Raw genomic sequence first — 10,901 nt, forward strand, 5'->3', positions numbered from 1 at the left:
TTGTTATAGGCGTCCGATATCAACCTGTCTTAGTCAGTCTGATGAGAAACCGGTGAGAGTTCTTTAATCCATTCCTGCGAGATCGGCCACTGGGAATCGATTTCTGCTTCGAGTCGTACAGGCACTTTCCGGAAGGGATGATCGAAAACCAATGAGCGGGCATGCAGTGCAATTCTCCAGGAGTTACCAGCATCGAAGGGTTTTGCAGAACCGTACTGGGTATCCCCCAGAATGGGAAAGCCGCGACTCGCGGCCTGGATGCGTAACTGGTGCATTCGACCCGTCTGAGGCAACAACTCCATCCACGAAAAATCGGGAGTGGTACGAAGCACCCGATACTCGGTCACCGCTTCTTTGGCACCCGAAAACTCCGCAGACACCAATTCCGCCCTGGCCACATCCGGGATCTTTCGAAGGAAATCCTGCCAGATACCACTGATCGGATGTGGTGTCCCTTCGACCAGAGCCCAATAAGTTTTTCGCACAGTGCGATGCTCAAATTGAGCGGCAATCTTCGCAGCCGCTTTGCTGTTGCGAGCAAAGACTACCACACCGCTGACCGGCTTATCCAGCCGGTGGGGAATTCCGAGATAGACCCCCGCCGGTTTCTGATACTTCTCCTTGATGTAGGCTTTGACTCGGGCTTCCAGCGAATCGATCCCGACCGGGGCCTGCGTCGGCAGGCCGGCCGGTTTATTGAGTGCAATAAAGTGAAAATCTTCGAATAGAACTTCTAAACTCATCCGTTTAATCTATGGCTTTTAGCTCATTCGCAGCGGCTGTTTCTCCTCGGGAGTCTGAATTGTTCCCTGACAAAAAACCACATGCGTTTCCGTCTCGGAAATTTTTGAATTTGTCGGCCTGGGACGTAGCCGCTCGGCTAGCCGTTTGCCCAACTGATTGAATCGCTCCTCGACCAGATAGTGGATCGCTACTGCCAGCAGGAATGTCGAAATGAAAGCAATCGCAATCGCTGGATAAGCAGTCAGTCCCTGTCTCAAGGCGGTCGTCAGGATCATGTAGCCAATGACCGGATGTACCAGATACAGCGGGTAGCTGATGTTCGCCAGGAAATTCAAAGGGCGAACATACGGGATATAGCCCCGGAACAGATAGAAGAAACCGAAGCAGAAATAAGAAGCAATATAAGTCCTTCGCGTTGCCGGAAAATGCTGGGCCTGCATCAAATGATTCGAAGTTGGCAGATACCAGAGTCCCAGGATCGCCAGTGTCATCAGCACGCTGGTCCGCAGCGACCACTCCTGCTTATAAAAGCGATAGAAGCAAGTGCCCACCAGCATGTAGATCAGATAGCAAAGGTCGTTCCCTAAGATGCACAGCGGCCAGTACTGAACGTTTCCCAGAATGAAGGCTGAGTTGTAATAGCTTCCAATAGAAAACGACAGTAACGAGAGCACACCCGCTGTACTTAGTACCCCTTTCCAGGTCCTGAAAAGTCCCAGGGAATACATGGCCGCGCATAAGATGTAAAACTGCACTTCCAGAGCCAGCGTCCAGGAGACAGAATCGACCCAGCGCAGTTGCAATTGCGGGGCCACCAGTCCGGCATTAGCGAGAATAGTCGAAAGGTTGTAAGGGAAGCCATTCCCGTTGACCGACCAGTACCAATAAAGAGCGAGGCAGTTGATACTCAGCGTCGTCCAGAAAACCGGGAAGATCCGGAACCAGCGCGCCAGCAAAAATCCTCTCGTGCGATATTTCTCTAGCGAAATGGGAATCACGAATCCGCTGATCAGAAAGAAAGTACTGACTCCCAAACCACCCGGCGTCATGTGATTGATCGAGTGCCGCATGTGAAAGTCGATATGCGGCGGCATCTCCGGTAGTGGATCGAGCGGCACCACCAAATTAGCGAGTTTGAGATTTTCGTGCTCCAGCCAGTACCCCCACGCCAGGTGACTGTAGACCACGACCAGACAAGCCAGACCACGCAAAAGTTGAGCGAACCAGATGCGATCCTTCGCAGTATTTTTCGATTCCATGCCACTAAGCTAACCGCCGCGTACGATCTCCGCAAGACTTCATTTCAGCCTTGTCAGGATTTCCGCTTCGGTGACCGGTAAACGACGGCCATCTTCGAACTCAATAAGCAATCGGCGCGCTAAAATTTCCTGGGCTAATACCTTACCTTGTCCCTTATCCGTCACCACGCGAGTACCTATCGGCGGTAATTCCTTCAAGTGTTCCTCGTACACATCCTGCTCGAAGCGTAGGCAACATTTCAACCGGCCGCATCGGCCCGAAATCTTGTTTGGATCCAAAGTCGACTTCTGGATCTTCGCCATCCGCATACTCACCGGCGGCATCACGGCCATGTGCGTATTGCAGCAGACCGGTTTACCGCAATCCCCATAATCGGCCAGCAGCTTGGCTTCGTCTCGTATCCCGACTTGCCGTAATTCAATTCGGGATTGAAACTCGCGGGCCATGCCTTTGACCAGCTCTCGAAAATCGACGCGTTTTTCGGAAACGAAGTAGAAGACCACTCGCTCGCCGTGAACCAATCGTTCGACATCAATCAGTTGCATGTCCAGTTGATGTTGGATGATCAGTTCTACACCCCGGTCGTAATCGCGCCGTCGCATAGCCCGGACCTGCTCTTCTTTCTGCAAGTCTTCGGGTCCGGCTTTCCTTATGGAATCAGCTTTTTTAAGCGGTTCGGTGTGATAGTTGAACATGGCGGGCAAAGCGCAAGAAAGGATGTCTACAATCTCGAGACCGCGTTCGGTCTTGCAAAGGACTCGATCGCCTCTCGTCAATTCCATTTCACCGACAACTTCCGTCAGCACCCGCATGGTGCCGTAACGACCGATGGCATGCTTGGAAGTCTTAAGGGCCGGTGGTAACGTCTCATTTTCCATCCCCCAATTGTATCACGTTCGACTGCGAACGCTACTTAAACCTCCGTCGATGCCGATCACCTGACCGGTCACCCAACGGGTCGAAGGATCGAGAAGCCATTCCGCTGCCGAAGCAATATCGCACGGCTCGCCAATACTACCGAGCGCGTGCATATTCTTCGAGGCTTTCAGGGACGCTTCGTTGGAGGTGAGCCGGAAGGTCAATGGGGTTTCCACCAGTCCCGGAGCAATGGCATTGATGCGAATGTTCTTATTGCCGTAACTCGCCGCAGTAGCCAGAACCAGACCGATGATCCCCGCTTTCGCCGCCGCGATCGCCTCGTGATTCACCAGACCAATTCGTGCGGCGGCCGAGGAGAACAACACAATTGAGCCTCCCTCCCCATTCATCATGGCTTTCGTGGCCGCCCGGACCACGTAGAAGGCGGAGTCCAGATTGGTACGAATGGTGGAATGCCACTCTTCATCGGTCGTGAGGTGGGCCGGCTTCAACAGGATCGAGCCGACGGCATGCAGAACGCCGTCAATTTTGCCGAACAATCGAAGGGCTTCCGCGAAACAAGTATCGACTTCTTTCGAATTGGTCACATCGAGGGCAAACGTGGGTTGGTTAAGCTCCACGGCCAGTTCGACCAGTTTCTGTTCACTACGGCCCGCCAGCAATACTCGCGATCCCTTGGCTACCAATCGGCGTACCGTTTCCGATGCAATCCCACCACTGGCTCCCAAAACAACGTAATTCGATTGGTGCATGCGACAAACTCGGGTGAATAATTATTTGCACATTAATAGACGGGGGCAAAGCGGCAGATCCAATATCCATCGAATAAAAATGCCGGGATTTTTTGCAGGACACAACCGAGATGGAAAAGACGGGAGCGATCCGAATTAGGGTTTTCCCTAGTAAGGTCATCAGATCATCATATTTCACATAGTGGAAAACGCGATTTTGATGACCTTAGGCTATTTCTTGGAGAATATGGCTTTTGCGGCCGACGCATCAGAGAGCCAGAGCCTCCTTCAGCCACCACTAGGGTACCAGATTTGCAAGGAAAACGCAATAAAAGTTGGGGATGGATAAAGGGTGGATTTGCGGGAACGAAAAGGCTATTCTGAAGATGCTCTGGCCTCTAGCCGGTGCCACCCAAAATAATTCAGGACAATGGTTTAGGACAAGCGGAAGGGAGCTCACCAGTACCCCCCACGCCTCGCTAGCTTATTGCGTAACTTTGGCTTTCAGAGCTTCTAACTTCTTCCGGATCTTTTTGTCTTGTTCCTTCGCCAGGCGATCTTCGAGGAACTTCTGAAATTCCTTGCTCTTCACACTCTTTACGAAAGCCACCAGTCGATCTTGGTATTTCGGAATCGGCTTATCGTCGGGCTTTCGGGTGATCTCATTGATGTCCATCCAGCTGAGCAACCGCTCAAAGTAGCCATCGGGAGGATCTGCAAGCTCTATTCTCTTACGGGCCTCCATCAGTACCAAAACCAAATCGCAGCAGGAACCTCGAATCTCCGCATCGGAATGGGTCAAACATTTTTTTATCGCGTCAAAGAATTCGACGGGAGAGATCTCGGCGTGATTGAGTAAAGTGGGTGTGATATTTAAAGAGAGCCGAAAGATATTGCCCTCCGGATCGCCCGCATCCGATCGCTTGAATCCGAAAGCTTCGCTCCAATGAGACTTCCCCATCTCGAGGGCATACAGCAAGTAGTCTTCGATATTGCGTTGGATGCGAAGCAAACTGAGATGAGCATTGGCGCTTATGGTTGGCACTCGATCGGATCGAGCCATCTTCAGGAGAAGCAGTACGCGTTCCTCCTTTGGAAAGTTAGCGGCCAAGACCAAAAGCATTTCCTGGCGAACCGTAAAGTTTTTCGACGTCGCATGTTTCAAAAGCAAACCGAGGGATTCCTCGGGGACCTTGGGAAGCACAACTAGTAAATGACAAACTTGTTCCTGGATTTCTTCGTCGGGATCGTCCAGGTATTTGAGAATGGCAAGCGGGAAGATTTTCTCCTTTTTGTCTATGAAAATAGCGGCCCAACAAGAAATTGCTTTAACCCGAACCGGCGGGAGTTTATCTTCCTTGAGTAGCTTTTCAAAAATCGAGACAGCTTCTTTTTCGCCGAGGAAGCGCCAATTCTTCCGCAACATCTTCATGGCGGCGAGTCGATCTTCGGTAGAGTTCTCGACGCCGAGTTTCTTCTTGGCGTTCTCGATTTCTTCCGGCTTAGGATCGTCGGACCAGGCTACCTGAGCCAAGAAAAGAGCCAGAAGAACGGTTAATTTGCGGAACATGATATCGATTCCCGCTGAAGATCTGAAAGTGATAAATAGACCCCCGCATCGTTGCGATGTTAGTTTACTGAAGAATGCGTCGAGTCGTGATTCTCCTGAAATCGAGTACCTCACGTACGAGCCGTGATTTCACAAAACGGGTATAAGGCTACGTGAAATGACTGATTTTGTAAGCCGAACTTTGCTAAGTCTTGATGTTGAGAAGCCCTCGGCAATAGTATCACCATTGGCGCCCGACGCATCAGATAGCCAGAGCCTCCTTCAGCCACCACTAGAGTACCAGATTTGCAAGGAAAACGCAATAAAAGTTGGGGGTGGATAAAGGATGGATTTGTGGGAACGAAAAGGCTATTTTGCAGACGCTCTGGCCTCTAGCCGGTGCCACCCAAAATAAGTCAGGACAATGGGTTAGGACAAGCGGAAGGGACTGCGACCTTCCGTAGGGATGCAAGGATAGATGCCGAGGCGTGTCAGACCTGAGCGTGCAAATGTGCTGCATTAACTGTCGGGCGCGAGTCAAATCGATTAATTTCGTGCAGGGTTGCAAAAAGGTGCGAAATTCCCAGAGTAATAGTCAATTGAACGTAACACTTCGGACTGAGAACAAGGAAATAAGTAAGGTCCACCGACTTAATCCAGCGGAGGTCTAATCCGATCCATGGCATTCCAAATGGAAGACCAGCAGGTTCATGATCGCTGGCGGAAGCTCGGTTATGAAAAACTCCTTCTCGAAGAGAAGGACTACATCATGATCTGGTGGCTGATTGCTGAAGTCAACAACGGTTCGTTCGCTCAGTATTTTTCCAACGAAACCGGCGACCACGCTTTGCAAGCGACGAACGCCCTAAAGCTCTCCAATGCAATTCAGGGCGCGAAGATCTTGCAAGAGGCATTGGACTTGTTTCTGCCGGTTGGAGGCTATACCTCGAATTGGGAACTGCAAAACGAACTGATAAACAAGCTGGAGGAAAATTGCGATTCGCCACACGGCGCCTTTCGGGAGGTTAGCGACGCGCTGCAGGATGCAGACGAGCCGATTCTTGGCCTTGCCTTGGCGAATGTCAAGCTAGCCTACATGAGACATGGCATCCAGGAAGTGTAGTCATATCAGAGATTTGACACCGAACCAAAATCTGAAGTGATCCCTGACATCGGGACTTGGAGGCTCGCCAAAAATGCTTTGCTCACATCGACCAAGTTCGTCGATCCAATTAAACGCGGCGGGTCGGACCGGCGTTAATTTAACCCGAAATATTTTTGCTCATTCTAAACCAGACTCAATTTTTCTCTTCCACGAATTAAAATGAGTTAAATCTCCTACAAAATAAAAAACATAACCCTTTGAATCCGAACCACCGGCTCGCTTTGCTATCGTGAGGTCTGAAACAGTATCAAGACTTGCGTCTGGAATAGCTTCACCGTCGGCAAAAGACATGGATTTTGAGTGCCATTCATAGAGCAAATACTTATTTTTTATCCGGAGTACACCACTGTCGGGTATCTGAAGACTCACCTGATTTTGAATAATCAGGATCTCTTCCCCGAGAGGATCATCGTGGTAAATTTTTATTTCCCCTTGAAAGCCAACCGGCAATGTTACCCGCACGTGGTGTCCCGCTTTATTGCAGCCGCACACTACGAGTATCAACACAAAAAACTTTAATTGGCGTATGCTCATGACGGCACTTCTTTGACCTCGATAAAAGTGATCGAGATCCAATCAATTCCTGAATCCTGCGAGTCTAGAACCTAATAGAGCAACTGGGCTCTCTGTGCTGTAACTTTTAATATTTTAACCCTCTGAGCTGCTGTAAGTAAATACTTTCCAACGAAATCGAAATAGGGCTCTTGGGTCGAAAACCAACTCGCTACCTTGTAAACGAAATGGATGGCCCTTGCTAAACTGGAAATTGAAGTGGATCGATTCAAATTTATTTTTTGCAAAGCGACTCGGGCATTCTCAGCGGACCAGCTACTTCGTAACCTGATGGCGGATTGAATCCGAATGCGGCGTGTCGGACCGAGGTAGGTAGCTGCCTAAATGAAATTCAATGCTAGGATATTCTAATAGTGAGCAATCAGGTTTCATCGCAGGAGCGTTCTCAGTCACCTTCTTGTTGCCGACGCCTCCGAAGCGGAGGTGGTCGCATCATCCGCTGAGCCTGAGACGACCTGGGACAGCTTCTTTTGCCGTGGTCTGGATCGGCTTAAACTTGCAACCCTTTGGGCGTTGGCCGAAGCGGGCTCGGAGGATGATAGACTCGAACAGAGGCTCGACGCTATACGGACGATCCCAAATGGCGATCAAGATCCGTGGGTAGATATCGTACCTCCGAAAATGTTGGCCACACTCGCGGCAATCGCCATGATGGATGATAACGAGCAAGCATCTCTTGGGGAGAGTTGGGCCCAAACTGAAGAATTGGACGGGTGGGTAGCAACTGATGTTTTCAACTTGGTGCGGGATATCGGCGACTCCGCTGATTCCGCGCGGCTTGAAAACAAGACGCTGCTCCTCTGGACCAGTCTATAAGGCGGTCGTATTCAGAGAATCGCTGTGTGATCCAGAATCACCGATACCGATTGTTTGAAGAACTCAACACGGCGTGTCGGACTGGAATGCTGGTCGAATCAAAATTGCTCCGGCATTAAAGTATATCCGATTTCCAATCGGATGATCCACAACCAGAAGGGATCGTATCAATCCAATGAGCAACAGGTGCAGGCGAATTTTATCATTTCTTTTTATTGCTGCCCCTATGATGTCGACAGTATGGACTTTGCTTTTCTACAGCTTTTTCTTTCGGCTTTGGACAATCTTGGGACATATTCCGGATGGTAAGCCAGAACGTATTAAGGCTGGCTTGGAGCACGGGATTCACGATCAAATGCTTGCCAAGGGTCTAATCATCCTTTCACTCGTTTTATTCACTTGGCCTATGATCTGCATTGCTGCCATCCGCTTTAAAGTAATCGGTTTCCGATTGGCTTGCCTCATCTCGGTAGGATGGTTGCCGATGTTGTTCGTCTTTGTGGAAGATCCGAATGGATTGTTTTGGGGCGTCTACTTTGATTGAAAAGCGAAACGTTTAAGTTTAAATAACTTTTTCACTGGCTTCTTCAAGGCAAGTGCAAGCGGCGTATCGGCCCCATGGCGGGAAGGACAAGCGGAAAGCCTGACAAATCTGAATGAGTTTCGTATAAATTGACAAGAATTCGACCATGCGGTCGGGAACCTCAATTCCAAAAATGAACGGGGCACTTATTTCGCGCTTGTAGGATCATCGAACAATCTCTCATAGCATCTTGCTGCGAGACGCTTTGCGGCAAGTAACCGTTTCCGTATCGGTTCGGAGCGTCTTTCCGAACGCAACCCCGGCCAATCTGGAGCATGCTTTTCTACTTGTTGCCAAATTCCCTGGAATCGTGGCGTGGATTCTCCAAGAGTTATGTCATGTCGGGCTGCTATGAGAAATCGGTTCAAGGCTCTTGCCGATACCAGAAACCATTCAGAAGTTCCTAGAGTTGGAAATTCGTCTGACCAGAGCATCCCTCCAGCCAAATGCTCGAAGCAGTGGGTCGCATTCGGGTCAAAAGGCATACGATTTAGAACTTGGAGTGCCTCATCGGAAAACTGGTCAAGCATCAAAATGCTGCTTTTCCACGAATGATAAATTACTTACACATTCAAATTATTTATCGACGGCTAGTAATTTGGTGCCGGCATAGGATCTCCCGTCGGTCGGAGTGTTGAGCCCGAAGAAGGTTGCGTGACAAATCATCGAGAGTTTTTTTTCATTCACCGAAAATTCGATCGCTATCAAATACGAGACCCTTTGATTAATGCTTCGAAGTAACGGGCAACCTCTTTCTCCAAATTTTTAACCTTCTCGAATTGGCCCGATTTGAGCCATGCTCCACCGCCGGTCGTTAGATAACAAAGCAGGTCTCCTGAGAACGTATCGAGAAACGGAACAGCTTCGGCTGGATTTACCGACCCCTCAGGATCGACCCAGATACCCATTTCAGAGATGGGACCTAGACCTTCCGCTGAATGCAGTCCACCAGCCATACCAAACCCATTCTCGAGGAATATTCCTATGACGCTATAAATAGATCGTAGGAAGTCGGGCATATCTTTTCGCAGTCGTTTCCCTCGAGGCAGACTAATTGTCGGCTCACCCTGCCAATGAAATCGAAAGTAAGGACGGTAGGGTCGATCTCCGGACGAATGGAATTGTAAATCATATCCGCTCTCAGCACAATTCCCTAATAGCTTTCGAAGCCACTTTGGAGATTCGCCTGCGCCTAGCGTGGCGAAATATTCCGGCCCCGTTCGGATGGCCTGAATGTCCTGTTTCGTTAATACGCTTCGGAATTCAGGTGGAAGTTCTTCAATCTCTGGCCCATGAACAGTAGCTGTTCGAAAAATATGCATTGCGCACCTTGCATTGTGGAATGCTCGTAAAATTTTATTATTTAATAAGATAATTTGTATCGGATATAAGACAAACAAAAAGCTATTTTTCGATTGGGATTGCTTCCAAAAGTGCCGCGGGATTTCTTCTCCGACCCGGAAATCTCTCCTCATTGTAGTCAGCTTCCTGGTACTGGTTGCCCGAAAGATCGGGAACCGGAAAAAGCTTCGGTCCTCATCGAGAGACGATGTTGAACGATGAAATCGGTCACACACGGCTCGAGTTAGCCAGTTAGATTGATTCCGCTCTGACAGATAGCCGTTATCATCCGTTGCCCGCTAATCCCACCTCTACTTCGAACTTGGCAACGCCGGTAAGCTCGTTTCCCACTTGATCAGTTTCTCGCGAATTTCCTTGAGGATTTCGGGGTGCTGATAGGCCAGATTCTTCCGCTCCCCGATATCGTTCGCAAGATCGAATAGCAATTCCGATTCGCGGTCAAAAATGTATTTCCAGTTCCCGTATCGAGTCGACGGGTGACACTGGCACCCCATCTCAATAATCGCAAGTCCCTGTACAATCTAGACTTGGGTGGCACTGTCTACCTGACAGTGCCATTTAGAAATCATCGATTTTCAACAACAAATCACCTTATTTCAACCCAGAAGGAATTCACGTCCCTGAAAGTCGTACCCACGCCAATCTCCAGGAAGACCATGAATAACTGGCAAATCTTGATCTCGTTCTTCCGGACTTTGCTGTGTGTAAAACTTGGCTGAGGACCACTTCCAGTCCATGACTCGCTCGCATAGCCCTTTTCGTACCGGATTGGCATGAATATAGGCTATCGAGTGGCATACAGCCTCCCTGGTAAAAAGGTTTCTGTCATAGCCAGGTCCCTCTTGCCAGAGGCAAACAGAACTTGCCGGGCCGTTCGCGTACCATCATCTTTTCGAGTAATGGCGAACCAATTTCTATTAAATTGTCTTTCACAAATCCGGAGAATCGTCGCTTGAATCGTGCTTGGAATCCAGCCAAATCGGGTGATTTTTCCAGGGGTTAGACGAGCAAGTGGATATGGTCCGGCATGAAAACGAATGCCACCAGTTGCAAACGAAGTTCGTCGGCCGCAACATCGATGCACCGTGCGAGATGCTTCAAGCGATCATCACCCTCAAGAACTGGAAAGCAACGATAGATTGAAAAGGTCAGTTCATGAAAATCGCCCGCTTGGTAGCGACGTTCGAATGTCTTACGACGAGCGATGCGTTTCGACATCAAATCATCCTAAACCTCTTC

At 49.5% G+C, this 10,901-nt stretch carries 10 protein-coding genes; 2 read left to right on the top strand and 8 right to left on the bottom strand.

Features of this window, described 5'->3' with window-relative positions; genetic code table 11:
- Positions 1 to 29: 29 nt before the first annotated feature.
- The 5 genes from KIH39_RS13615 to KIH39_RS13635 all read right to left on the bottom strand — a co-directional run bounded on the left by KIH39_RS13615 (position 30) and on the right by KIH39_RS13635 (position 5,184).
- Positions 30 to 743, bottom strand: coding sequence for an RluA family pseudouridine synthase (locus KIH39_RS13615; RefSeq protein WP_213493790.1), 714 nt, complete (start codon positions 741 to 743; stop codon positions 30 to 32).
- 18 nt (positions 744 to 761) lie between these two features.
- Positions 762 to 2,003 carry an acyltransferase family protein gene (locus tag KIH39_RS13620; protein WP_213493791.1) on the bottom strand — a complete coding sequence of 414 codons (1,242 nt, stop codon included), beginning with the start codon at positions 2,001 to 2,003 and terminating at the stop codon, positions 762 to 764.
- Positions 2,004 to 2,042: 39 nt separating this feature from the next.
- Positions 2,043 to 2,882, bottom strand: coding sequence for a PSP1 domain-containing protein (locus KIH39_RS13625; protein WP_246539295.1), 840 nt, complete (start codon positions 2,880 to 2,882; stop codon positions 2,043 to 2,045).
- A 12-nt stretch (positions 2,883 to 2,894) separates the two neighbouring features.
- Entirely contained in the window at positions 2,895 to 3,635 is a 741-nt protein-coding gene (locus KIH39_RS13630; protein WP_213493792.1) for an SDR family NAD(P)-dependent oxidoreductase, read from the bottom strand.
- A gap of 463 nt (positions 3,636 to 4,098) precedes the next feature.
- Positions 4,099 to 5,184 carry a HEAT repeat domain-containing protein gene (locus KIH39_RS13635; RefSeq protein ID WP_213493793.1) on the bottom strand — a complete coding sequence of 362 codons (1,086 nt, stop codon included), beginning with the start codon at positions 5,182 to 5,184 and terminating at the stop codon, positions 4,099 to 4,101.
- A gap of 658 nt (positions 5,185 to 5,842) precedes the next feature.
- Between KIH39_RS13635 and KIH39_RS13640 the strand changes: the two genes are divergently transcribed.
- The gene (locus KIH39_RS13640; RefSeq protein WP_213493794.1) at positions 5,843 to 6,286 is read left to right on the top strand and encodes a DMP19 family protein; all 444 of its coding nucleotides are present in this window, start codon (positions 5,843 to 5,845) and stop codon (positions 6,284 to 6,286) included.
- A 159-nt stretch (positions 6,287 to 6,445) separates the two neighbouring features.
- Here the strand turns inward: KIH39_RS13640 and KIH39_RS13645 are convergent, their stop codons facing one another.
- Entirely contained in the window at positions 6,446 to 6,862 is a 417-nt protein-coding gene (locus tag KIH39_RS13645; protein WP_213493795.1) for a hypothetical protein, read from the bottom strand.
- Positions 6,863 to 7,324: 462 nt separating this feature from the next.
- Here KIH39_RS13645 and KIH39_RS13650 point away from each other — a divergent pair, with 462 nt between their 5' ends.
- A complete protein-coding gene (locus KIH39_RS13650) occupies positions 7,325 to 7,717 on the top strand; it encodes a hypothetical protein (protein WP_213493796.1) in 393 nt (130 codons plus the stop codon).
- Between the two features lie 1,287 nt (positions 7,718 to 9,004).
- Here KIH39_RS13650 and KIH39_RS13655 read toward each other — a convergent pair.
- Together KIH39_RS13655 and KIH39_RS13660 are read right to left on the bottom strand one after the other, a co-directional pair.
- On the bottom strand, positions 9,005 to 9,775 hold the full coding sequence (locus KIH39_RS13655; RefSeq protein ID WP_213493797.1) for a hypothetical protein: 771 nt from the start codon (positions 9,773 to 9,775) through the stop codon (positions 9,005 to 9,007).
- A gap of 886 nt (positions 9,776 to 10,661) precedes the next feature.
- Positions 10,662 to 10,880 (bottom strand): transposase, encoded by a 219-nt coding sequence (locus KIH39_RS13660; protein ID WP_213493798.1) that lies wholly within the window; start codon positions 10,878 to 10,880, stop codon positions 10,662 to 10,664.
- Positions 10,881 to 10,901: the final 21 nt, after the last annotated feature.

Source organism: Telmatocola sphagniphila (assembly GCF_018398935.1).
Classification (GTDB): domain Bacteria; phylum Planctomycetota; class Planctomycetia; order Gemmatales; family Gemmataceae; genus Telmatocola; species Telmatocola sphagniphila.

Coding starts and splice junctions, on each gene's coding strand:
- KIH39_RS13660 (WP_213493798.1), bottom strand. CDS start 10,880: ATGTCGAAACGCATCGCTCGTCGTAAGACATTCGAACGTCGCTACCAA.
- KIH39_RS13630 (WP_213493792.1), bottom strand. CDS start 3,635: ATGCACCAATCGAATTACGTTGTTTTGGGAGCCAGTGGTGGGATTGCA.
- KIH39_RS13640 (WP_213493794.1), top strand. CDS start 5,843: ATGGCATTCCAAATGGAAGACCAGCAGGTTCATGATCGCTGGCGGAAG.
- KIH39_RS13645 (WP_213493795.1), bottom strand. CDS start 6,862: ATGAGCATACGCCAATTAAAGTTTTTTGTGTTGATACTCGTAGTGTGC.
- KIH39_RS13625 (WP_246539295.1), bottom strand. CDS start 2,882: ATGGAAAATGAGACGTTACCACCGGCCCTTAAGACTTCCAAGCATGCC.
- KIH39_RS13615 (WP_213493790.1), bottom strand. CDS start 743: ATGAGTTTAGAAGTTCTATTCGAAGATTTTCACTTTATTGCACTCAAT.
- KIH39_RS13620 (WP_213493791.1), bottom strand. CDS start 2,003: ATGGAATCGAAAAATACTGCGAAGGATCGCATCTGGTTCGCTCAACTT.
- KIH39_RS13655 (WP_213493797.1), bottom strand. CDS start 9,775: ATGAGGAGAGATTTCCGGGTCGGAGAAGAAATCCCGCGGCACTTTTGG.
- KIH39_RS13635 (WP_213493793.1), bottom strand. CDS start 5,184: ATGTTCCGCAAATTAACCGTTCTTCTGGCTCTTTTCTTGGCTCAGGTA.